At 68.6% G+C, this 21,379-nt stretch carries 20 protein-coding genes; 9 read left to right on the forward strand and 11 right to left on the reverse strand.

Annotated features, from left to right (window positions below):
* Positions 1-11: 11 nt before the first annotated feature.
* Together ACT54R_RS05255 and ACT54R_RS05260 are read right to left on the reverse strand one after the other, a co-directional pair.
* On the reverse strand, positions 12-845 hold the full coding sequence (locus ACT54R_RS05255) for a CatB-related O-acetyltransferase (protein ID WP_476324279.1): 834 nt from the start codon (positions 843-845) through the stop codon (positions 12-14).
* 39 nt (positions 846-884) lie between these two features.
* The gene (locus ACT54R_RS05260; RefSeq protein ID WP_476324281.1) at positions 885-1,967 is read right to left on the reverse strand and encodes a LacI family DNA-binding transcriptional regulator; all 1,083 of its coding nucleotides are present in this window, start codon (positions 1,965-1,967) and stop codon (positions 885-887) included.
* Positions 1,968-2,153: 186 nt separating this feature from the next.
* Between ACT54R_RS05260 and ACT54R_RS05265 the strand changes: the two genes are divergently transcribed.
* Together ACT54R_RS05265 and ACT54R_RS05270 are read left to right on the forward strand one after the other, a co-directional pair.
* A complete protein-coding gene (locus tag ACT54R_RS05265) occupies positions 2,154-3,086 on the forward strand; it encodes a dihydrodipicolinate synthase family protein (RefSeq protein WP_168459619.1) in 933 nt (310 codons plus the stop codon).
* 158 nt (positions 3,087-3,244) lie between these two features.
* On the forward strand, positions 3,245-4,642 hold the full coding sequence (locus ACT54R_RS05270) for an MFS transporter (protein WP_476326395.1): 1,398 nt from the start codon (positions 3,245-3,247) through the stop codon (positions 4,640-4,642).
* An 81-nt stretch (positions 4,643-4,723) separates the two neighbouring features.
* Here the strand turns inward: ACT54R_RS05270 and ACT54R_RS05275 are convergent, their stop codons facing one another.
* From ACT54R_RS05275 to ACT54R_RS05290, 4 genes are all read right to left on the reverse strand, one after another.
* On the reverse strand, positions 4,724-5,419 hold the full coding sequence (locus ACT54R_RS05275) for a VIT1/CCC1 transporter family protein (RefSeq protein ID WP_476324283.1): 696 nt from the start codon (positions 5,417-5,419) through the stop codon (positions 4,724-4,726).
* Positions 5,420-5,631: 212 nt separating this feature from the next.
* Complete coding sequence (locus ACT54R_RS05280) at positions 5,632-6,156, reverse strand: periplasmic heavy metal sensor (RefSeq protein ID WP_476324285.1); 525 nt, start codon at positions 6,154-6,156, stop codon at positions 5,632-5,634.
* Entirely contained in the window at positions 6,153-6,623 is a 471-nt protein-coding gene (locus tag ACT54R_RS05285) for a hypothetical protein (RefSeq protein ID WP_476324287.1), read from the reverse strand. The genes ACT54R_RS05280 and ACT54R_RS05285 overlap by 4 nt, the downstream gene beginning before the upstream one ends.
* Positions 6,613-7,173 (reverse strand): sigma-70 family RNA polymerase sigma factor, encoded by a 561-nt coding sequence (locus tag ACT54R_RS05290; protein WP_476324289.1) that lies wholly within the window; start codon positions 7,171-7,173, stop codon positions 6,613-6,615. The genes ACT54R_RS05285 and ACT54R_RS05290 overlap by 11 nt, the downstream gene beginning before the upstream one ends.
* Positions 7,174-7,450: 277 nt before the next feature.
* Here ACT54R_RS05290 and ACT54R_RS05295 point away from each other — a divergent pair, with 277 nt between their 5' ends.
* The 3 genes from ACT54R_RS05295 to ACT54R_RS05305 all read left to right on the forward strand — a co-directional run bounded on the left by ACT54R_RS05295 (position 7,451) and on the right by ACT54R_RS05305 (position 12,126).
* Positions 7,451-8,617, forward strand: a complete 1,167-nt coding sequence (locus ACT54R_RS05295) for an efflux RND transporter periplasmic adaptor subunit (RefSeq protein WP_476324291.1) — start codon at positions 7,451-7,453, stop codon at positions 8,615-8,617.
* Positions 8,614-11,751 (forward strand): multidrug efflux RND transporter permease subunit, encoded by a 3,138-nt coding sequence (locus ACT54R_RS05300; RefSeq protein WP_476324293.1) that lies wholly within the window; start codon positions 8,614-8,616, stop codon positions 11,749-11,751. Before ACT54R_RS05295 ends, ACT54R_RS05300 begins: the two co-directional genes overlap by 4 nt.
* 75 nt (positions 11,752-11,826) lie before the next feature.
* Positions 11,827-12,126: a putative quinol monooxygenase gene (locus tag ACT54R_RS05305; RefSeq protein ID WP_476324295.1), complete on the forward strand. Its 300-nt coding sequence runs from the start codon at positions 11,827-11,829 to the stop codon at positions 12,124-12,126.
* Positions 12,127-12,132: 6 nt separating this feature from the next.
* On the opposite strand, the gene ACT54R_RS05310 is transcribed toward ACT54R_RS05305, so the two are convergent.
* From ACT54R_RS05310 to ACT54R_RS05325, 4 genes are all read right to left on the reverse strand, one after another.
* Positions 12,133-13,152, reverse strand: a complete 1,020-nt coding sequence (locus ACT54R_RS05310) for an FUSC family protein (RefSeq protein WP_476324297.1) — start codon at positions 13,150-13,152, stop codon at positions 12,133-12,135.
* 122 nt (positions 13,153-13,274) lie between these two features.
* The gene (locus ACT54R_RS05315; RefSeq protein WP_476324299.1) at positions 13,275-15,911 is read right to left on the reverse strand and encodes an AAA family ATPase; all 2,637 of its coding nucleotides are present in this window, start codon (positions 15,909-15,911) and stop codon (positions 13,275-13,277) included.
* Positions 15,911-17,041, reverse strand: a complete 1,131-nt coding sequence (locus ACT54R_RS05320) for a metallophosphoesterase family protein (RefSeq protein ID WP_476324301.1) — start codon at positions 17,039-17,041, stop codon at positions 15,911-15,913. Before ACT54R_RS05320 ends, ACT54R_RS05315 begins: the two co-directional genes overlap by 1 nt.
* 60 nt (positions 17,042-17,101) lie before the next feature.
* Complete coding sequence (locus tag ACT54R_RS05325; protein WP_168459608.1) at positions 17,102-18,367, reverse strand: D-amino acid dehydrogenase; 1,266 nt, start codon at positions 18,365-18,367, stop codon at positions 17,102-17,104.
* Between the two features lie 164 nt (positions 18,368-18,531).
* Here ACT54R_RS05325 and ACT54R_RS05330 point away from each other — a divergent pair, with 164 nt between their 5' ends.
* The 4 genes from ACT54R_RS05330 to ppk2 all read left to right on the forward strand — a co-directional run bounded on the left by ACT54R_RS05330 (position 18,532) and on the right by ppk2 (position 21,070).
* Positions 18,532-18,990, forward strand: a complete 459-nt coding sequence (locus tag ACT54R_RS05330; protein ID WP_476324303.1) for an Lrp/AsnC family transcriptional regulator — start codon at positions 18,532-18,534, stop codon at positions 18,988-18,990.
* A gap of 244 nt (positions 18,991-19,234) precedes the next feature.
* Complete coding sequence (locus ACT54R_RS05335; protein ID WP_168459606.1) at positions 19,235-19,474, forward strand: hypothetical protein; 240 nt, start codon at positions 19,235-19,237, stop codon at positions 19,472-19,474.
* A 222-nt stretch (positions 19,475-19,696) separates the two neighbouring features.
* Positions 19,697-20,179: a hypothetical protein gene (locus ACT54R_RS05340; RefSeq protein ID WP_476324306.1), complete on the forward strand. Its 483-nt coding sequence runs from the start codon at positions 19,697-19,699 to the stop codon at positions 20,177-20,179.
* Positions 20,180-20,221: 42 nt separating this feature from the next.
* Positions 20,222-21,070 carry a polyphosphate kinase 2 gene (ppk2, locus tag ACT54R_RS05345; RefSeq protein WP_476324308.1) on the forward strand — a complete coding sequence of 283 codons (849 nt, stop codon included), beginning with the start codon at positions 20,222-20,224 and terminating at the stop codon, positions 21,068-21,070.
* Between the two features lie 61 nt (positions 21,071-21,131).
* Here the strand turns inward: ppk2 and ACT54R_RS05350 are convergent, their stop codons facing one another.
* Positions 21,132-21,374: a hypothetical protein gene (locus tag ACT54R_RS05350; protein WP_168459603.1), complete on the reverse strand. Its 243-nt coding sequence runs from the start codon at positions 21,372-21,374 to the stop codon at positions 21,132-21,134.
* Positions 21,375-21,379 lie beyond the last annotated feature (5 nt).

Consider the following 21,379-nt stretch of genomic DNA (forward strand, 5'->3'; position numbering starts at 1 on the left):
TCCGGAGCGGTTCAGGCCAGCTCGGCGGCCGAAATCCACTCGGGTTCGTAGGGCTCGATCGTTCCGAGTTCTACGGCCCTCTCCAAGGCATCGAGGCAACCCGGCAAATTGGCAATATCGAACCGCACGAGATCCGTCAGCGAGAAACGCCACCACCGCAGACGCTCGAGGCGGACGATCGTTTCCGGATCGAACCGATAGCGCACAATCTGCGCCGGATTGCCTGCGACGATGGCATAGGCCGGAACGTCGCGCGTGATGCATGACAGCGCCCCGATCACCGCGCCGTTGCCGATGGTAACCCCCGAGCGGACGAAGGCATCCTGACCGATCCAGACGTCATGGCCGATCTTCACGGGCTTGACGCTGTTGGCAAACCAGTGCCGCTCAGGAGCATCTGTGGCGGATACAAAACGATCCCAACCATAGAGCGTCGGATTTTCAAAACTCGAACTGGTCGAAAGCCGGGCAATATCGTGCTCATTGGCGCCCAGCGTGACGCCCGGCGCTATCGAGCAGTATCGGCCCACTTCCACCCAGCACGCATGTCCCGCGGCATGCAGCATGGAAAAGGCACCGAAGCGGGACGGAAACTCGCTCCGAATGTGCTTGGTCACCAGACAGGGTGGCTCGAACGCCAACGCCGCATGTGCGTTCGATGCGTCGATGTTGGCTTGCACCCCCGCGTTCACCGCGCGCCCCTCACCCGACCGCTCCACTCTTTGGACCGGGACAGAAAAGGCGCCGGATCGTTCATCGGATCTCCTTCCCAGGACATATTTTTCCGAGCTGGTGAGCAAGGCTTGACGGGAAAAATAGGAGAACTGGACCGAGGCCGCAACCAAGCTGAGGACAGGCCTTTCCTGTCGGCCGCGATTGGCTCCCTATCGCCCGGACGGCCGGCCATCGGGGCCGCGGCGGCGGGAGCCGGTGGCGCGGGTCTGGGCGGGGGCCGCCGTCGACTGCCGGGGAATGAGCGTGGGCGTGGCGATGCGCAGGCGATCGGCGCGCGTCGATGCCCCCCGTGTCAGCAGGTCAAGCGCATCGGCGGCGATCTGGTCGAAGGGCACGCGCACAGAGGTGAGCGGGGTCGGCAGGCGGCTGACGATGGGAATGTCGTTATAGCCCACGATCGAAACATCGCCGGGCACCAAGAGGCCGAGCCGGGCGAGCGTCGAGAGGGCGCCGATGGCGGTATTGTCGTTCACCGCGAAGAGCGCGGTGGGCGGCTCGGCCGCGCTCATCAGCCGCTCGGCCGCGTCCGCTCCCGAATCGATGCCGAAGGTGGATTCGACGACGAGCGCCGGGTCCTCGGCAATGCGCGCCTCGTCCATCGCCTGCCGGTATCCCTCCACACGCCCCCGGCTGCTGGAGGCGTAAGCGGGGCCCGCGATGAGGCCGATGCGGCGGTGGCCGAGATCGATCAGGTGCCGCGTGGCGAGGTATCCCCCGAGGCGGTCATCGCCCACCGAGGCGAGGCTGCGCCCGTCGCTGCGCAGCGCGAGCACATAGGGCACGCCCCGGTCGGCGAGCTCCTGGGCGAAGTCGTCGCCTTCCCGCGCCGTGGAGAGGACAAGGCCATCGACGCCCCGCTGGAGCAGGGTCTGCGCCGCCCTGCGGTCGGCGCGCGGCTCGTCGTCGGTGGTGGCCACGATGGCGAACTGCCCGGTGCGGGCGCAGGCCCGAGCCAGCGCCTCGTAGAGCATGGCCATCACGGTATCAGTGAGCCGCGGGACAATGACGCCGATGGTGTTGGTCTGGCCACGCCGCAGGCTCGCGGCGGAAACATCGCGCACGTAGCCGAGGCTTTCCGCCACCTGCCGGACGCGCCGGGCGGTCGCGTTCTCCGAGCGCGGCAGGCGCTCGTCGAGGATGCGCGACACGGTGGATTTCGAGACACCCGCCGCGGCCGCGACATCGAGGATGGTCACGCGCCCGTGCCGCTCGTGCGGTTCGTCATCGGTCAACGGCTTGTGTCCTTCGATCTGCGGCCAGTTATCACGTTCGCGTCGGCGTCACGTTAGCGATTGACAGGAGACGGGCACAAGCGCAATTATGGGAACGTTCCCGCTAACGATCCAACAAAAGCTGCGGGTCGGAGGAAGCGGGACCGGATTTTCTGATCTGACGATCCCAAGGAAGGAACTGGAACCATGGCTATCGACTGGAAGGGCCTGAACCCCGCCCCCGTCACCCTCTTCAAGGACAACGGCGACGTCGACTTCGACGGCAACGCCCGCCTCGCCAAGTGGCTGGCCGCCATCCCGGGTGTGAAGAGCCTCGTCATCCTCGGCCATGCCGGCGAAGGCACCTTCCTGACCTTCGAGGAGCAGATCGAGCTGATCCGCGTCTACAAGGACGCGACCCCCCTCCCCGTCATCGCCGGCATCACCGGTGAAGGCACCAAGGTCGCCGAGATCGAGGCGAAGAAGAAGTTCGACGCCGGTGCCAGCGGCGCGCTCGTGTACCCGAACCATGGCTGGCTGCGCTTCGGCTACCAGAAGGGCGCCCCGCAGGACCGCTACAAGGCCATCGCCCAGTCCGGCCTAGAGTGCATCCTGTTCCAGTACCCGGCCGTGACCAAGGCCAATTACGACCTCGACACCCAGCTCGAGATCGCCGCCATCCCGGGCGTGACCGCCACCAAGAACGGCGTGCGCGACATGAAGCGCTGGTACAACGAGATCCCGGCGCTCAAGAAGGCGTTCCCGAACCTCGCCATCATGTCCTGCCACGACGAGTGGCTGCTGCCCACCATGTTCGACGTGGACGGCCTGCTGGTCGGCTATGGCAACATGGCGCCCGAGCTGCTCATCGAATACCTCAAGGCCGGCAAGGCGCAGGACTACACGCTCGCCCGCAAGTATCATGAGCAGCTCCTGCCCGTGACCCGCGCCGTCTACCACCGCGGCTCGCACATGGAGGGCACCGTCGCCCTCAAGCATGCGCTGCGCGCCCGTGGCTTGATCGACAACGTGAACATCCGCGAGCCCCTGAAGCCCCTCGGCGAGGCCGCCGATGCCGAGATCCGCGCCGCCGTGAAGGCCTCTGGCCTCACCGTGGTCGCCGACGCCCTCGCGGCCTGATCTCTGACACTTCCGGAGGCGGCCTCGGCCGCCTCCGCGCCCCTTTCGGGTGAGAAGCGCGTGCCGGCTCCGGGCCGGCGCGCCTTATCTCCGGGTGCGCCTCTGGCCTCCGGCAAAAAGAAAAATCAAGATCATCCTTGGAGGAAACCCCAATGCTCATGCAGACGCCGCCGCACCTGGCTGCCGGCGGAACATCCGATTTGCGGAGCGATGCCGAGCGGCAAGCCGACATCAGCGCCCGCCTTGAACGGCTCCCGATCACCCGACGCGTGTTCTGGACCCGTAACATCATTGGTGCCGCCACCTTCTTCGATGGCTACACCGTCATCGCCATTGCCTATGCCATGCCGGTGCTGGTGCGCGAGTGGGGTCTCAAGCCCGAGCAGACGGGCCTGATCCTCTCCATGGGCTACCTCGGGCAGCTCATCGGCGCGGTGTTCTTCGGCTGGCTCGCCGAGCGCATCGGCCGCCTCTCCGTGCTGCTGTTCACCATCCTCTTGTTCGTCAGCATGGACATCGCCTGCCTGTTCGCCTGGGGCGCGGCCTCCATGATGGCGTTCCGCTTCATCCAGGGCATCGGCACCGGCGGCGAGGTGCCCGTGGCGAGCGCCTATATCAACGAATACATCGGCTCGAAGGGGCGCGGCCGCTTCTTCCTGCTCTATGAGGTGATGTTCCTGTTCGGCCTCGTGGGCGCCGGCCTCATCGCCCGTGCGCTGGTGCCGGTCTATGGCTGGCAGGCCATGTTCATCGTCGGGCTCGTGCCCGCCGCCATCCTGATCCCGCTGCGCTTCTTCATGAAGGAATCGCCGCGCTGGCTGGCCGCCAAGGGCCGCTATGCCGAGGCCGACAGGATCGTGTCGGGGCTGGAGCGCAGCGCCATCGCCCAGGGCCATGTGCTGGCCCAGCCGCAGCCCGTGGCCATCAAGCCGGTGGAGCGCTCGGGCGTGCGCGAATTGTTCTCCGGCATCTATCGCCGGCGCACGCTGACCATCTGGTCCATGTGGTTCTGCTCCTACCTCGTGGCCAACGGCATGATCGCCTGGCTGCCTACCCTCTACCGGCAGACCTTCAACCTGCCGCTGGAGACGGCGCTGCTCTACGGCCTGCTGACCTCGGTGGCCGGCGTGGTGGCTTCGGTGGCCTGCGCGCTGCTGATCGACAAGGTGGGCCGCAAGCGCTGGTACACCTTCGCCTTCCTCGCGGCGCCGATCCCGCTGCTGGCGCTGGCGTGGATGGGGGCGACGTCGCCAACCGAGGTTCTGGTCCTCGCCGGCCTCGCCTATGCGATCGTGCAGACCATCACCTTCTCGCTCTACCTCTATTCGGCGGAGCTGTACCCGACGCGCCTTCGGGCCATCGGCACCGGCCTCGGCAGCGCCTGGCTGCGGCTCGGCTCCTCGGCAGGTCCCATCGTGGTGGGCACCATCATGGGCGCCGCAGGCATCCAGTACGTGTTTGCGGCCTTCGCCGGCATCCTCGTCGTCGGGGCGCTGGTCACCATGTTCTTCGCCATCGAGACGAAGGGCCGGGTGCTGGAGGAACTCTCCCCGTAGCCTGCACCCTGAGGCGACACAGGTTCAGACCGCTGGCGGGCGCAAAGGCCCGGCAGCGGTTTCTGCGTGATGTGCTTGCCGTCAGACCGCGTGGCCGACCAGCGTGCCGATGGCCGCCGTCGCCGCCATGGCAATGGCGCCCCAGAAGGTCACGCGGATGGTCGGCTTCCAGATATCCGCGCCGCCCGCCCGCGCGCCCAGGGCGCCGAGCACCGCGAGGCAGACCAGCGAGCCGCCGGAGACGATCGGCGCAATCAGGGCCGTGGGTGCCAGAAGCGAGATGATGAGCGGGATCGCCGCCCCCAGCGCGAACGTTACGGCCGACGTGGAGGCGGCCTGGATGGGGCGGGCGACCACGTGCTCGGCCAGCCCCAGCTCATCGCGCGCATGGGCGGTGAAGGCATCCTTCGCCGTCATCTGCTCGGCCACCTGACGCGCCAGCGCCAGCTCGACGCCCCGCCGCACATAGATCTGGGTCAGCTCGTTCAGCTCGCTCTCGGGGTCTTCCGCGAGTTCCCGCCGCTCCTTCTGGAGGTCGGCATTCTCGGTATCGGCCTGCGAACTCACCGAGACGTACTCGCCCGCCGCCATGGACATGGCACCAGCGACGAGGCTTGCGACGCCCGCGACGAGGATTTCCGACGAATTCGTCGAGGCCGCAGCAACGCCCACCATGAGGCTTGCGGTCGATATGATGCCGTCATTGGCGCCGAGGACGGCGGCGCGCAGCCAGCCGATGCGCTCGATCAGATGGTTTTCGCGGTGCAGAGGCTTCATGGCGAGACCTGCCGGGAGGAGCGACGGACCGGTGCGCAGCAAGCTGCGGCGGCGCTTAAAGAGCTACAGATTAGAGTTGGTCTAATCTGTAGCAGGGCAAGCGCCAAGAGGCGATTGGTCGCGACGCCTCCAAACGCCCGAGCCGACCGAAAACATAGCCAACTCAATATTTTGGGTTAGCCTCCGGCGCTTGCCATGGCTCTTGCCCGAACCTACCGCGCCGCCTCGTCCGGCTGCACCGGAGGCACCCAGGCGGCGATGCGGGCGCGCCCTTCGGGCGACATCTGGACGGCCGCATCGATGATGACCCCGTGGACGATGGACCAGACCTCGCGGCGGGCATCCCGCAGGCCGGAGAGCGCCGCACGCGCCGCCTCCGGATCGAAAGGCATGGCGACGAAAGCGGCGCGGGCGCGCTCCTGCGCCGCGCGCGAAGCCGCTTCGGCATCAACCAGCCTGCTGTTTACAGCACCGAAGCGGGTAAGCAGCAGGCGGGCGTCGGTCATGGGCAGGGTCGCCGCGAGCCGGTCGATGCGTACGCGCGGGCTGCGGTCCTCCACACTGGCCGGCGGCACGAAGACGGCGGCCTTGTGCGGCCCGCGCATCGCCAACGCCAGAGCAACGCCCACGAAGAAGAGGTTGAGCGCGAGGGAGGCGATCAGCAGGCGCCGCGGCGCGGAGGCGAGGCCCGAGAAGCCGGACATGGAGCTCAGGTTGGGGCTCGACCCGGCGCTCACAGCACGCCCTCGCCGATCGGTCCCGGCTCGAACACCACCGCGCTGACGTCGGTCGTCGCGCCCGCCCGCGCGCCGGAGCCGATGCCGACCAGCGTGTCGCTCGATCCCACCATGAAGCCAAGCAGGGCCATGCCGGCGAGCGCCGCGATGCTCGGCCACGCCGGCCTCAGATCAAGGGCGATGAGCCAGTCCGGCAGCCACAGCACCGGGTGGCGACGCGACTGGCGCGGCAGCGGCGCATTGGAAAGCGCGCGCGTCACACGGTGCGCCGGCCTCGTATCCGCCTCGGTCGTGAGGCGCGCCGCACCACTAAGGCGCCGCTCCAGCGCGATCTCCTCCGCGAGCAGCGTCCTCGCCGCCGCATCCTTTTCAAGCAGCGCCTCGGCGGCGATGCGGGGGGCCTGCGGCCACAGCGCGACATCCGTGCCGTGGCGGATCAGGAAACGCTCGAAATCCTCACGTGTCATCGCCCTGTCCTTCATTTTGCAAGGCACCGAGGCTCACCCGAAGGCTGCGCCGGGCGCGGACGAGCAGCGTCTCCACGCCGGAAACCGAAGTGCCGAGAATCTCCGCTGCGTGCGCATTGGAGAACCCCTCCCAATAAGTAAGCAGAACGGCGACGCGCTGGCGCTCGGGCAACGCGGCCACTGCAGCCAGCACGGCCCGATCCTCCTCCTGCCGCTCGAGGCCGGCAAGCGCATCCGGCGCGGGATCGGCCCGCTCGCCGGCGGAATCGAGGCCGAGGAACGGCAGGCGGCGGCGGGCATTGAGGCACAGGTTGATGACGATGCGGTAGAACCAGGTACCGAAGGCGGCGTCCGGCCGCCAGCGGGGCGCCGCGCGCCAGACCCTGAGCAAAGCCTCCTGGGCAATGTCCTCCGCATCGCTGCCGTTGCCCACGAAGCGCCGGGCAAAGGCGACGGCCCGCACCGCATAGCGCTGGCAGAGCGCGCGGAACGCGGCTTCATCACCGGCGGCGATGGCCGACATGAGATCCTCGTCGCTCGGCTCGCGCATGCGCGTCCAACTGCCCGCCTGTGTCCCGGCCCGTTCCGCCCGCAACATGGCACCATGATGCGAACTCCCTTCAAGTCCTGCGACGCCGGTTGATCCGTAACCGCCGCCCTGCGGCCGGCGCGCTGTTGCCCTGACGTTGCGTATTCAACACCCCGCACCGGCAAACCCTGCGCTGCGGGCCTGCTCATCACAGAGACGTGAGCTTTGCTGCAGCGCGCGCAGGGTTTCGGCGATGCCCGTGTTGAAGGGGCATCGTCTATTGCCGCAGGACGGCCTGATGCGTGTCTTCCCCTGGGTCATCTCCTCGCTCGTTGTCGTCGCCGGCGCGGTCGCCTGGCAGCAGGGCCTGATCGGCGCCGCCGCGCAGCCCCCCAAGCCCAAGGCGCCGCCCCCACCCATTCCGGTCGTCGCGACAGCGGTGAAGATGGAGGACGTGCCCGTCTACGGCGAAGGCATTGGCACCGTTCAGGCCTCCAACACCATCACGGTGAAGGTGCGGGTCGACGGCGAGCTGACCAAGGTGGCATTCAAGGAAGGCCAGGACGTGAAGGCGGGCGACATCCTCGCCCAGATCGACCAGCGCCCCTTCGCCGCCGCCCTCGCCCAGGCCAAGGCAGCGCGGGCCAAGGACGAGGCACTGCTGGCCAACGCCAAGGCGGATCAGGAGCGTTACAAGGTGCTGGTGCCCAAGCAGGCCGCCTCCCAGCAGCAGCTCGATACCCAGAGCGCGCTGGTTGCCCAGTATCAGGCGCAGATCGAGGGCGATCAGGCCGCCATCGACAACGCCCAGATCCAGCTCGACTACACCACCGTTCGCGCCCCCATCTCCGGCCGCACCGGCGTGCGGCTGGTGGACGAGGGCAACATCGTCCACGCCAACGACGCGGGCGGGCTGGTGGTCATAACCCAGCTGAAGCCGGTAGCCGTGGTTTTCACCCTGCCGCAGGACCGGCTGGACGACATGCAGGCAGCGCTGGCGCGCGGGCCCGTCACCGCCCTCGCCTTCCGCCGCGACGGCGTGACGAAGGTGGGCGAAGGCACCGTGGTGCTGATCGACAACCAGATCAGCTCCGACACCGGCACGCTGCGCATCAAGGCCACCTTCCCGAACGACGACCTCAAGCTCTGGCCCGGAGCCTTCGTGAACGTGAAGGTGCTGCTCGACACCCACCACGACGTCGTCACCATCCCCGCCCAGGCCATCCAGCGCGGACCGGACGGCTTCTATGTCTATGTGGTGAAGCCGGACGACACGGTGGAGAAGCGCGCCGTCACCACCAGCGGGATCAGCGCCGGCACCGCCTCCATCGCCGCGGGGCTGGCGGCGGGCGACCAGGTGGTGATCGACGGCCAGTACAAGCTCATCCCCGGCGCCCGCGTGACTGTGCGGCCGGCTCCGGGCGCCCCGCCCGCGAAGAGCGTGTCGGTGGGAGCCCCCGCATGAGCGTCTCCGCACCCTTCATCCGGCGGCCCATCGCCACCACGCTGCTGATGGCGGCGCTGCTGCTGGTCGGCCTCGTCGCCTATCCGCTGCTGCCGGTGGCGCCGCTGCCGCAGGTGGACTTCCCCACCATCCAGGTCTCCGCCAGCCTGCCGGGCGCCAGCCCCGAGACCATGGCCTCGTCCGTCGCGACGCCGCTGGAACGGCAGTTCAGCCAGATTGCCGGCGTAACGCAGATGACCTCCACCAGCGCGCTGGGCGTCGCCTCCATCACCATCCAGTTCGATCTCGGCCGCAGCATCGATGCGGCCGCGCAGGACGTGCAGTCCGCCATCAACGCCGCGTCCGGCCAGTTGCCGAAGAACCTGCCGAGCCCGCCGACCTTCCGAAAGGTCAATCCGGCGGATGCGCCGATCCTCATCCTGTCCGTCCAGTCGGACCTCCACCCCCTCACCAAGCTCGACGACGCGGCCGACACCATCCTCGCCCAGCAGATGAGCCAGATTCCCGGCATCGCGCAGGTGGCCATCACCGGCGAGCAGAAGCCGGCGGTGCGGGTGCAGGTGGACCCCGCCAAGATCGCGGCGCTGGGCATGAGTCTCGAAGACGTGCGCGCGGTGCTCGCCGCCGCGACCGTGGACCAGCCCAAGGGCAGCTTCGACGGGCCCGCGCAGGGCTTCACCATCTATGCCGACGACCAGTTGCTCTCTGCTTTGCCCTGGAACGAGGTGGTGGTCGCCTACAAGAACGGCGCGCCGGTGCGCATCCGGGACATCGGCCGCGCGGTGGACGGGCCGGAGAATGCCCGCCTCGCCTCCTGGCAGGATGGCAAGCGCGGCATCCAGCTCATCGTCTTCAAGCAGCCCGGCGCCAACGTGATCGACGCCGTGGACCGGGTGAAGGCGGCCATCCCCCGGCTGGAAGCCTCACTGCCGCCCGGCATCACCGTGAAGATCATCGGCGACCGCACAGAGACCATCCGCGCCTCGGTGGATGATGTGCAGCTGACCATGCTCATCACCATCGCGCTGGTGGTGGCAGTGATCTTCGCCTTCCTGCGGAGCCTCTGGGCCACCATCATCCCGAGCGTCACCGTGCCCATGGCGCTCATCGGCACCTTCGCGGTGATGTATGTGGTGGGCTACAGCCTCGACAATCTCTCCCTCATGGCCCTCACCATCGCGGTCGGCTTCGTGGTCGACGACGCCATCGTGATGCTGGAGAACATCTATCGCTACATCGAGGAGGGCATGCCCCCGTTCGAGGCGGCGCTGAAGGGCGCGGGGGAGATCGGCTTCACCATCATCTCCATCAGCCTGTCGCTGGTGGCGGTGTTCATTCCGGTGCTGCTCATGGGCGGCATCGTCGGGCGGCTGCTGCGCGAGTTCGCCGTCACCGTCACCATCACCATTCTCGTATCCGTGGTGGTGTCGCTGACGCTGACGCCCATGATGTGCTCCCTCTTCCTCAAGAACGAGCACGGGGTGAAGCACGGGCGCGCCTACATGGCGGCGGAAGCCTTCTTCGACGGCATGCTCAAGGTCTACGACACCGGCCTCAAATGGGTGCTCAACCACCAGTTCCTCACCCTCATGAGCCTTCTTGCCACCGTCGCCGCCACTGGCTGGCTCTACGTGGCCATCCCCAAGGGCTTCTTCCCCCAGCAGGACACCGGCTTCATCCAGGGCTTCTCAGAGGCGGCGCAGGACATCTCCTTCTCGGCGATGACACAGAAGCAGATGGCGCTGCTCGACATCGTCGCGCGCGATCCCGCCATCGAGCACGTTTCCGGCTCGGTGGGCGCCACCGGCGGCTCGCAGACCATCAACACCGGCCGTGTCTGGATCACCCTGAAGCCAAGAAGCGAGCGCAACGCGACCGCCGACGAGGTGATCCACCGTCTGCGGCCCCAGCTCGCCAAGGTGGAGGGCATCGCTTTGTTCCTGCAGGCCTCGCAGGACATCAACGTGGGCGGCCGGCCCTCCCGCACCCAGTATCAATACACCCTGCAGGACGCCAACCTCGACGAGCTGAACGCCTGGGGCCCGCGCATGCTGGCCAAGCTCAAGGCCCTGCCGGAGTTGACCGACGTCGCCACCGACCAGCAGACCAACGCGCCGACCGTCTCCCTCACCATCGACCGCGACACCGCGGCGCGCTTCGGCATCCTGCCGCAAGTGATCGACGACACGCTGTACGATGCTTTCGGCCAGCGGCAGGTGGCGCAATACTTCACCCAGCTCTCGCAATACCACGTCATTCTGGAGGTCGATCCCAAGCTCCAGACCGACCCCGGCGCGCTGGACAAGGTCTATGTGCGCTCCCCGCGCACCGGCGAGGAGATCCCCCTCTCCGCCTTCGTGAAGGTCGACAATTCCAAGACCGCCTATCTCTCCATCTCCCATCAGGGCCAGTTCCCGGCGGTGACACTCTCATTCAACCTGGCCCCGGGGGTCGCGCTCGGGCAGGCGGTGGACGCCATCAAGCAGGCGGAGCAGGACGCAGGCATGCCACAGACGCTGGTCGGCACCTTCCAGGGCACCGCGCAGGCGTTCCAGAACTCGCTCAGGACGCAGCCCTACCTGATCCTCGCGGCCATCGTCGCCGTCTACATCATCCTCGGCGTGCTCTATGAGAGCTTCATCCACCCGCTCACCATCCTCTCCAGCCTGCCATCGGCGGGCGTCGGGGCGCTGCTGGTGCTCTATGTGGCGGGCTACGATCTCTCCGTCATCGCCCTCATCGGCATCCTTCTGCTCATCGGCATCGTGAAGAAGAACGCGATCATGATGATCGACTTCGCATTGGTGCGGGAGCGCGAGGGCAAGACGCCGGAGGAATCCATCTACGAGGCGTGCCTCATCCGCTTCCGGCCCATCATGATGACCACCATGGCGGCCCTTCTCGGCGCCCTGCCGCTGATGCTGGGGTCCGGCACCGGCTCGGAGCTGCGCCGCCCGCTGGGCTTCGCCATCGTGGGCGGGCTCATGGTGAGCCAGGTGCTCACGCTCTACACCACGCCGGTGGTCTACCTCTACATGGTCCGGCTGCAGCGCTGGCTCACGCGCAAGCGCGAAAAGCCCGCCGCCCCGGTGCGCCTCGCCCCGGTGCCGCACCTCGACGAAGCGGCCGAGTAGGACAGCCCCGCCCCTTGACCTTCAGGCGGGAAGAAGGCCCATTGCCGGCCTCTTCCCCCTGAAGGAACCCCCAGGATGAGCGCACCGGTCAAGATCGTGGTCCTCCTCGCCGCCCGCCCCGGCAAGGCCGAGGCGCTACAGGACCTGCTCACGGGCATGGCGCGTGCCACCCGCGCCGAGCCGGGCAACCTGCGCTGGGATTTCTGGCGCGACCAGTCCGAGCCCACGCGCTTCGTCATCGATGAGCTCTATGTGGACGCGGCTGCCGTCACCGCCCACCGCGAGACGTCGCACTTCGAGACCTATTTCGCGCACATCAACGACCTCGCCGAGCGCACCCCCTTCGTGCTCGATCCCGTCGACGTGGTCGCCTGAGCGCTCTCAAGGCGCCGCCGGCCGCTCCGGACGCGAGCGGCGCGGCGGCCGCGCGATTTCGGCGAGGGCCACGGCTACAAGGCCGAAGGCGCCGCCGATGAGCACATTCTCAACCCGCTCGGCGGCGATGCCGCTGCCCGTCCCCGCGAACGCCGCGGCGAGGGCGATGAAGAAGCAGCGCGCCCCGAAGCCGATCACGTAGCGCGAGAAGGCGATCAGCGTGAGCATGGCGCCGAGCACGCAGAAGGAATAGCCCACCTCGCTCACCGGCAAGGTCCATCCGATGAGCAGCCCCAGCGGCGCACCCACCAGCGCCCCCATGGCGCGCAGCTTCAGCTTGCCGGTGGAGGCGGAAAGATCGCCCACCACCACGCTCGCCGCCGACCAGATCAGCCACTGGCCCTCGCGGATGTCGAACATCTCCACCAGCACCGCCGCCGCGAACACGGCGGCCGCCGTCGCCACTGCCGGCACCAGCCAGTCGCCGGAGGGCGGGCCGAAGATCTCCGAGCGATCGAGCGTCCGCCGCCGACCGTCCAGCGCCTGCACCGCGCAGACGAGGGCGAGCCCCACCGGCGAGAGCCCCAGCAGCACGCCCGCCTGCCACAGCGCCGCTTCGCCCAGTGCCCCCTCACGGATGTCGAGCGCCAGATAGACGGCGGGAATGAACACCCAATTGCCCAGCGTCCGCAGCAGCGTGCCGAAGCGCGTCACAGCTGCCGCCATGAAGCCGGTCACCGCCGCCAAAGCCACGAATAGCGGGGGGATCGGCGCCGCCAGGAACAGCACCGTGAAGGTGGCGACGATGACGAGATACTGCACGATCACCGCCGCCGGGCTGAGCCGCAGCTTCAGCGCCGGGATCAGCAGCGAGACGGTGAGCAGGCACAGATTGACCAGCGCGGGCTCGCGGGTGAGCAGATAGGCCACCACCAGCGGCCCGATCACCACCAGCGCCCGCGCGATGGCGCCGAGATGAAGCTCCTGCGCCAGCCAAGGACGCACGTGCGTGCCGGCCCGGCTCACCGATGCTCTCGCACGGTACCCGGCAACACCGCGCCGCGCCCCTCGCCTGCCCTGAGGTTCTCGCCCATCGCCCAGCCCTTCCCGATGCGCATCCTACATCGGCCGCGACGGACGGGGGAGCGTCACGCCGGGCGGATGGAGAGCCGCGTCGCCGCCATGGCCCGGTACGCCGAGGCGCGGCAGCTCAGCACCAGCACCTGCATGCGGCCGGAGGCCTCGGAGAGGATTTCCATCATGGTGTCGAAACGGTCGTCGTCGGCGAACACCAATGCGTCGTCCAGCACCAGCGAGGCGGGTTGGCCCTTGTCGATGAGCAGGTCGGCGAAGGCGAGGCGGGTGAGGATGGCGATCTGCTCCTGTGTGCCCTTGCTCAGCATCTCCGCCGCCTCTTCGCGGCCGGCGCGGGTCAGAAGCTGGGGTTTGAGATCTTCGCCGAAGGAGAGGCTGGCGGCGGGCAGGAGCCGTCGCACATAAGGCTCGATGCGCCGGGTGACGGGGGCGAGATAGCGTCGCGCCGCATCCTGCTGCGCTTCCTTCAGCACCTTGAGCAGCAGCGCCAGCGTGTCCGCCTCGCTCCTGAGGCGGGCGAGCGCAGCGGCGGCGGCCTCGGCCTCCTCGTCGGCGGCGGCCTTGCGGCTCGCCGGTCCTTCCCCGCCCAGCGTGCGCGCCTGCTCCTCCAGCCGCGCCACCGCCCCGGCCAGCTCCGGCAGCTGGGATTGCAGCGTGTCGCGCTTCTTGCGGAGGGTATCCCGGCGGCGGATGAAGCTGTCCGCGTCCAGTCCCTCGGCGGCGCGCCGGGCAGTGTCGCAATCCACCAGAGCCCGGGCCTCGGCGGCGCGGGCGTCCGCGAGAGCTGCTTCAAGATCGGCGTCGGCCAGCGCCGCGCGTTCGGCCGCAAGGTCGGCAGCGAGCCGGGCCCGCTCCGCCTCGGCCCGCTCCAGCGCCGCGGCGAAGGCCACGTCCTTCAGTTCGCTCGCCTTCAGGCTCTCCAATGCGGCTTCACGGCGGGCGGCGGCCTCGGCCTCGGCGCCACGGGCGGCGCGATAGGGCGCCTCCACGTCGGCGACGGCGACCCCCGCATCCTTGGCTTCCGGTGCCGGACGCTCCACGCCCGCGAGCGCGCCGCGCAGGGGATCGAGGCCGGCGGGAATGCCGAGGGCGGTATCGGCCGGGCATTCGGCCTTGAGGCGCGTCTTGAGGCCCAGAAGCTCGGCCTCGTCGATGGCCCGCGCCCGGCCCGCCGCACGGGCGGCCTGTGGCGTATCGTGGCCCACGCCTGCGAGGAAATCGGCGAGATCACGCCGAGCTGCCCGCAGCCGCGCCAGCGCGGGCTCGCCCGAGGGCGGCGGGGCGAAAGCGAGGGTGCCGACGCCGGGAATGGAAAGGGTGCGCGGCCGGCTGAGGCGAATGGCACCCTCTGCGAGCGGCGCACCATCCAGGAGAATTTGCGGCGCGCCGGGCTCCAGGGTCACGGTCAGGGTCGCGGCGCCGGCCTCCGCCTGAGCACGGGCTGCGCTCTCGGCATCTTCCAGCTGACGCAGCCGGTCCACGGCCGCGGAATCCATGCGCTCCTCGGCGATGCGGGTCTCCCGCGCGCGGATGTCCGCTGCATGCGCCTCGGCGCGGTCGAGCCGGGCGAAGGCGGATGCCAGCGCATGGCGGCGCTCTGCGGCGGCCCGCTCTGCGACGGAGTGGTCGCGCCGCGTCTCGGCTTCACGCAGGGCGGTTCGGGCGGCATCCAGCGCGAGGGCAGCGGCCTTCTCCGCCGAGCGGGCGCGGCCGATCACCTCCGCATGGGCGCTCACGGCTTCGGCGGCCGTCGCCACTTTCGTTTCGGCGGCCTGAAGCTCCACCGAGAGCTTCTCACGCCCCGCCCGTCGCGTCTCCAGCGCGCTGCGGCGGGCGGATTGCTCGCGCACGGCGAGGGTGGCGATCTCCAGCGCCTGCCCGGCGGCGCGGGCGCGGACGATGTCTTCCTCGAGCGTCTTCAGATCGGCGTCGGTCTGCGGATCCTCGATGTCGCGCACGAGGCGGCGGCGCTCGTTGCGCTTGGATTCCAGCTGCGCCAGCACCCCCTCGAACTGCTCCAGCTCCCGCGCGCGCTCGGTGGCGGCGGCGCGGGCCAGGGCCTCGGCGGCCTCCGCCTGCTTGAGCTTGCCGGTCGCGCGGCCGGTGGCGGTGTAGAAATCAGCAAGCGCCTTCTCCACCTGCGCCACCACCGCCTTGGCCCGGCGGCCGCCGGTGACGGCGCCGATCTCGCCGGCCAGAGCCTCCTCCAGCGTACGGCGGGCAGTCTCGCCGGGGCTGCCGAGGAGGAAGGACTGGCCCTGCTCCACCCAGAGCAGGCCAAGCGCACCACGGCTGTCGTCATCAGCGCCTCGGTTTCCAGCGCGGGCGAAGCCGAGGAGGCCCTGCAGCTTCTCCTCCGCCGCATCGGAGGCAAACCGCCCCTCCGGCCCCTCCAGCGTCACGGACGGGGAAAGCAGGAAGCGCTTCGTGAGGCGCCATTCCTCACCGTTCACGTCGAAAGCGAGTTCCACGCTCGGCGCCACCTCGTCGCCCTGCGGGCGGAAGGAGCGGATGCGGTCACTTTTGGCGCTGTGCCGCTCGAACAGGGCGGCGCGCAGGGCGTCCAGCACCGTGGACTTGCCGGTTTCGTTGGGCTCGCAGACGAGGTTCAGCCCGTCGGTGAATCCGTCCACCACCACGGGGGCGCGGAACTTGCGGAAATTCTCGATCCTGAGGCGCCGGACCCGCATCACCCTTCCCCCGCCCGCTGCGCGCGCATCTGCTCGACGTAGAGGCGCTCCAGCGCCTGGGCGGCGAGGCGCCCCTCGGCGCCGCCCTCGCCCATCATCGCCCGAAGGCGCACGGCGGCGGTGTGCAGCTCGCCCTGGGTGTCGATCTCGGAAAGGTCGGTGTCGGTGGGCCGGGTCACGAGATCGTCGGCGATGACGTCCAGCCAGCGCATTTCGTGGGCCAGTTCGTCCTCCAGCCGGCGCCGCACCGCCACGCGCTCGGCCAGCGTGACGAGACCGGAGAGCTTGAGCCGGCAGACCAGATCCTGCCGCGCGACGCCGGGTGCGAGGCCAGAGATGCGGGCGTCGAGATCATCCGCGCCGGAGAGGGACCAGCCCTCCTCCAGCCAGCGGTGGCGACCGATGGGCAGGTCCGTCACCTGCGGCGGGGCGCTTCCGGAGACATCCACCAGCAGCGCGACGCCCGTCACCTCGCGGCCGAAATCGTCCGGCTCGGGCGTTCCGCTGTAATAGGTGCGCTCGTCGATCCGGATGCGGCCGTGCCAGTCGCCCAGCGCCAGATAGGCAAGGCCGGCGCGGCGGACGCGGTCGACGGCGACGAGGTTGGGATCGGCATCGCCGCCGAAGGTCTGCACCGAGCCGTGGGCGAGGCCGATGCGCAAGGCACCCGGGGGCGTCTCCGCCTGATCGAACCAGTGGGTCGGATCGGCGACGCTGCGCTTGTGGGAGAGCGGGGCTGGCAGCAGCACGGCCGCCTCGCCCGAGCCGTCGCCGAGGTGGAGGGGCCGCGCCTCGGTGAGCGCCGTCACATTGGCCGGCGTGTCGGCGGCAAGCCGGCCCCACAGGCCATCGTCGCGCAGCGGATCATGGTTCCCCGGCAGCAGCAGGAAACGCACGTCGGCCTGCGCCTTCATGCGGTTGAGCGCCTGCCGATAGACCCGATCCCCCGGCTCCGGGCTGTCGAACACGTCGCCCGCCACCAGCACCAGCGGCGCCCCATGGGTCCGCGCCGCCACTGCTAGGCCGTCGATGGCGTCGAGCCGCGCCTCCTTCAGAACCGTGCGCGCCTCTTCCGGCACGCGGCCGAAGGGCTTGCCCAATTGCCAGTCAGACGTGTGAATGAAACGCATGCCCGCCTCCGCGCGCTGGTTTGGCGCAGGCGCGGCGGCGGCGCAAGGTCTCTGCCGGCCTCAGGCGGCCTCGGCGTAGCGGGCGACTGAGAGGTCGGACGTGTCGATCTCCGGCGCGCGGCCGCCGATGATGTCGGCGAGCACGCGGCCCGAGCCGCAGGCCATGGTCCAGCCCAGCGTGCCGTGGCCGGTGTTGGTGTAGAGATTGGCGAAGCGCGTGGCGCCGACGATGGGCGTGCCGTCCGGCGTCATGGGCCGCAGGCCGGTCCAGAAGGTCGCCTTCTCGATGTCGCCGCCGGCCGGGAAGAGATCGCCCACCGAATAGGCGAGCGTCGCCCGGCGCGGCTCGCGCAGCATGAGGTTGAAGCCGGCGAGTTCCGCCGTCCCGCCAACGCGGATGCGATCGCCGAGGCGGGTGATGGCCACCTTGTAGGTCTCGTCCATCACGGTCGAGCGCGGCGCCGCGTCCGCGTCCACGATGGGGAGGGTCAGGGAATAGCCCTTCACGGGATAGACCGGCAGGCGAATGCCCAGCGGCGCGAGCAAGGCCGGCGTGTAGCTGCCCATGGCGGCCACATAGGCATCTGCTGTCAGCACCTCTCCCCCGGCGAGCGCGACACCCGTGATGCGCCCGCCCTCCTGCCGCAGCGCGTCGACGGTGACGCCATGGCGGAACACGACGCCCTGACGCGCGCAGATTTCGGCGAGGCGCTGGGTGAAGAGGTGGGCGTCGCCCGTCTCGTCCCCCGGCAGCCGAAGCCCGCCCACGAACTTGCCGCGCACGCGCGCCAGCGCCGGCTCCGCCCGGATGCAGCCGGAGGGGTCGAGCAGATCGTAGGCGACACCGTGGGCATCGAGCACCTCGGTGTCCGTGTGCACGTGGTCGAGCTGCTTCTGGGTGCGAAACAGCTGGAGCGTGCCGAGGGTCCGCTCGTCATAGGTGATGCCGGTTTCCTTGCGCAGGTCGTCCAGCGCATCCCGGCTGAATTCGGCGAGACGCACCATGCGCGCCTTGTTGCGGCGGTAGGCGGCCTCGGTGCAGTTGGCCAGCATGCGGGCCAGCCAGAAATGCAGCTTGGGATCAAGGCTCGGCCACACCACCAGCGGGCGATGGTGCATGAGCAGCCACTTGATGGCCTTCACGGGAATGCCAGGCCCGGCCCAGGGCGACGAATAGCCCGGCGAGACCTGCCCCGCATTGGCGAAGGAGGTCTCCATGCCGGCCGCCGGCTGGCGGTCGAGCACGACCACCTCGTGGCCGGCCTTGGAGAGATAGTAAGCGGAGGTCGTTCCGACGACGCCGCTGCCGAGAATCAGAATGCGCATGGCCTGCACCCCACCCCGGGCCCGAGGCTTCGCTGGCACGGCCCGGCTTCATTGGTGATGATCCTACGCCGAATGACGGCGCAGTTGCCGCCGAAGGAGCAAATTTCGTGCCCTTCATGGCCGAATAATTGATAGCTTCTGCGAAAGCGCCGCAGGATCTGCCAATGACCCCGCTTGACGAGTTCGACTCCCACATCGTCCGCATTCTCCGCAGCGACGGCCGCGTCTCCAATGCAGACCTGGCCGCAAAAGTGGGCCTGTCGCCCTCGGCCTGCCTCCGGCGGGTGCGCCTGCTGGAACGCAGCGGCGTGATCCGCGGCTATGTGGCCATCATCCACGAAGGCGCGCCGGAGGATCGGTTGGTGGTTTTCACCCAGATCACCCTCGACCGCCAAACCGAGGAATTCCTGAACCGCTTCGAAACGGCGGTTTGCCGCTGCCCGGAGATCACAGACTGCCACCTGATGACGGGCCTCGCCGACTATCTGCTGAAGATCGAGGTGAAGAACGCGGGCGATTACGAGCGCCTGCACAAGGAAGTGCTCTCGCGGCTGCCCGGGGTGGCGCGGATCCAGTCTTCCTTTGCAATTCGCACCGTCGTCAGCCGCGCCCGGACGGCCTGAAAACGGCTGCGGCATTCGGTCTTTCAGTACCAGCGCCCAAAATTTGATCGCGATCAAGGAATGGGCGCCGACCCCCGCTTAGCGTTTCGGAATTGCGGGGGCTTTCCGGGGTCCGGCCGGGCTGCGACAGGCAGCCCGGCGGGTCCTCCGGCAGCGGCAGCGGGGCATGTCCGGCGTTTCAGGACAGACCTTCGGGAAGGTACCTGCACAGATTTTCTTGATCCCTTCCAGAGGAGACCATGTGATGAACGCCCTTGCCCAGCCCATCGCGGCGGCCGTCGAAGCTTCCGCCACCGACGACGTGCTGATCCACGTCCGCTTCGCGCCCAACGCCGATATCTTCACCATCGACCGCCTGCCCGAGGGCCGCACCGGCAAGGCGTGGTTCGACCACCTTTATGCGAATGCCTCGTCCTACTATCGGACCTTTGCCAACGGCCGCGGCTTCTTCCGCATCCCGGCTTCCGTCTTCTCGACCCTCTGAGTCGCAGCCTTTTCTCGCATCCTCCGGTATCGACCTCCGGGTCGAGACGAGAGGCCGGCGCCAGCTCTCCGGCGCCGGCCTTTTTGTTTGCCCGGCGCGCCATGCCGCCCGTTCGCCGGGGTGTGAACGCGAGCGTGTCCCGAAAGAGTTGATATCGGACAACGACGCCGCTTAGCTCATGGCCAAACTGCGGCCGGACCGCATTTCCAAACGGAGACGACCATGCCCCAGGCAGCGCAGCATAATACCACGCTGGGAGATGAGAGCTTCATGAGCGCGGATGACCTGCGCTCGTACATGCAGGAGATCGAGAAGGCCAAGCTGTCCAAGGAGTTCTCCGCCATGGACCGGGCCGACAAGGCTCGCGAGGAGCTCATCAAGACACTGTCCCAGCCGCTCGATCTCACGCCCGAGACGCTGCACGAGATCGCCGAGAGCCTGCAGACGCAGATGCGCGTTGCAGCCCAGAGCGGCCAGACCGAGATCATGGTCATGCGCTTCCCCAACGTGCTGTGCACCGACAAGGGTCGCGCCATCAACAATGCGGAGGAGGGCTGGCCCGACACGCTCACCGGCCGCCCGCGTCAGGCCTACGAGCTGTGGCGCGACTACCTCCGGCAGGGCCACTACAAGCTCAAGGCGATGATCGTCGACTGGCCGAACGGCATGCCGGGCGACGTGGGCTTCTTCCTGAGCTGGGCCTGACCCGCCGGTCCCGACGGCGCGGTTTCACGGGAGGACGCCACCATGGCGCACAAGAAAAAGCACAAGATAAAGACAATCCCCGCCGTCCCCTCAGCTGCGGACGGCGGCGGCCCTCCCGCCCCGCTCTCGCGCAAGGAATACGAGGCGGAGCTGAAGCACTTGCATGCCGAGCTGGTGAAGCTTCAGCTCTGGGTGAAGCATACCGGCGCCAAGATCTGCATCGTCTTCGAGGGCCGCGACGGCGCCGGAAAGGGCGGGGTCATCAAGGCCATCCTGGAGCGGGTAAGCCCGCGCATCTTCCGCGTGGTGGCGCTGCCGCCGCCCACGGATCGCGAGAAATCGCAGTTGTTCATCCAGCGCTACGTCACGCACCTGCCGGCGGGCGGCGAGATCATCATCTTCGACCGCTCCTGGTACAATCGGGCGGGCGTCGACCGGGTGATGGGCTTCTGCACGGAGGAGCAGGCCAAGAAGTTCCTGGAAAGCGTGCCCTACGTGGAACAGACCATCGTCGAGTCCGGCGTGATCCTGCTGAAATACTGGCTCGAGGTGTCGCCGGAGGAGCAGACTCGGCGGATGGAGAGCCGGATCGACGACCCGCGCAAGATCTGGAAGCTCTCGCCGATGGATCTGGAATCCTACGCGCGCTGGTACGATTATTCCCGCGCCCGCGATGACATGTTCGAGGCGTCCGACACCATGTGGGCGCCGTGGTTCGTGGCCTTCTCCGACGACAAGAAGCGCGCGCGCCTCAACATCATCTCCCACCTCCTCTCGCGCATCCCCTACGAGGACGTGCCGCGCGAGAAGGTCAAGCTGCCCAAGCGCCAGAAGGATCCAGACTACGTGGAGGCGGACTATGCCCGCCACCGCGTGCCGGAGCGGTTCTGAGCTGCGGAGACACGGGCACTCGCGGCCGCAGGACGTGCAGCCGCGAGAGAGACCTCCGCGATCACATCATCCGGCGCTGGGCGTCGGGCGAAAGACGCATGGCGTCGGCGAAGGTCTCGAACGCCACCCAGGCCCGGCGCTGAAGCTCGGGCAGGCGGGCGGCCTCCATCTGGTCCAGCAGCATCTCGGCATGTTCTCCCACGGGATGGGAGCGCACGAAGCCGATGGCGTCGTCCAGCGAGCGCAGGACGATGCAGGAGCCATCGACGCAAATCTTGAGCGGGTGGCGGGCGGCATCGAACATGGGCG

Source organism: Xanthobacter sp. DMC47 (assembly GCF_056313845.1).

Bases quoted from the DNA above. Each gene is read 5' to 3' on its own strand.
- ACT54R_RS05265 (WP_168459619.1), top strand. From the start codon at position 2,154: ATGGCTATCGACTGGAAGGGCCTGAACCCCGCCCCCGTCACCCTCTTC.
- ACT54R_RS05270 (WP_476326395.1), top strand. From the start codon at position 3,245: ATGCAGACGCCGCCGCACCTGGCTGCCGGCGGAACATCCGATTTGCGG.
- ACT54R_RS05275 (WP_476324283.1), bottom strand. From the start codon at position 5,419: ATGAAGCCTCTGCACCGCGAAAACCATCTGATCGAGCGCATCGGCTGG.
- ACT54R_RS05285 (WP_476324287.1), bottom strand. From the start codon at position 6,623: ATGACACGTGAGGATTTCGAGCGTTTCCTGATCCGCCACGGCACGGAT.
- ACT54R_RS05290 (WP_476324289.1), bottom strand. From the start codon at position 7,173: ATGCGCGAGCCGAGCGACGAGGATCTCATGTCGGCCATCGCCGCCGGT.
- ACT54R_RS05295 (WP_476324291.1), top strand. From the start codon at position 7,451: ATGCGTGTCTTCCCCTGGGTCATCTCCTCGCTCGTTGTCGTCGCCGGC.
- ACT54R_RS05300 (WP_476324293.1), top strand. From the start codon at position 8,614: ATGAGCGTCTCCGCACCCTTCATCCGGCGGCCCATCGCCACCACGCTG.
- ACT54R_RS05305 (WP_476324295.1), top strand. From the start codon at position 11,827: ATGAGCGCACCGGTCAAGATCGTGGTCCTCCTCGCCGCCCGCCCCGGC.
- ACT54R_RS05315 (WP_476324299.1), bottom strand. From the start codon at position 15,911: ATGCGGGTCCGGCGCCTCAGGATCGAGAATTTCCGCAAGTTCCGCGCC.
- ACT54R_RS05320 (WP_476324301.1), bottom strand. From the start codon at position 17,041: ATGCGTTTCATTCACACGTCTGACTGGCAATTGGGCAAGCCCTTCGGC.
- ACT54R_RS05325 (WP_168459608.1), bottom strand. From the start codon at position 18,367: ATGCGCATTCTGATTCTCGGCAGCGGCGTCGTCGGAACGACCTCCGCT.
- ACT54R_RS05330 (WP_476324303.1), top strand. From the start codon at position 18,532: ATGACCCCGCTTGACGAGTTCGACTCCCACATCGTCCGCATTCTCCGC.
- ACT54R_RS05335 (WP_168459606.1), top strand. From the start codon at position 19,235: ATGAACGCCCTTGCCCAGCCCATCGCGGCGGCCGTCGAAGCTTCCGCC.
- ACT54R_RS05340 (WP_476324306.1), top strand. From the start codon at position 19,697: ATGCCCCAGGCAGCGCAGCATAATACCACGCTGGGAGATGAGAGCTTC.
- ppk2 (WP_476324308.1), top strand. From the start codon at position 20,222: ATGGCGCACAAGAAAAAGCACAAGATAAAGACAATCCCCGCCGTCCCC.
- ACT54R_RS05350 (WP_168459603.1), bottom strand. From the start codon at position 21,374: ATGTTCGATGCCGCCCGCCACCCGCTCAAGATTTGCGTCGATGGCTCC.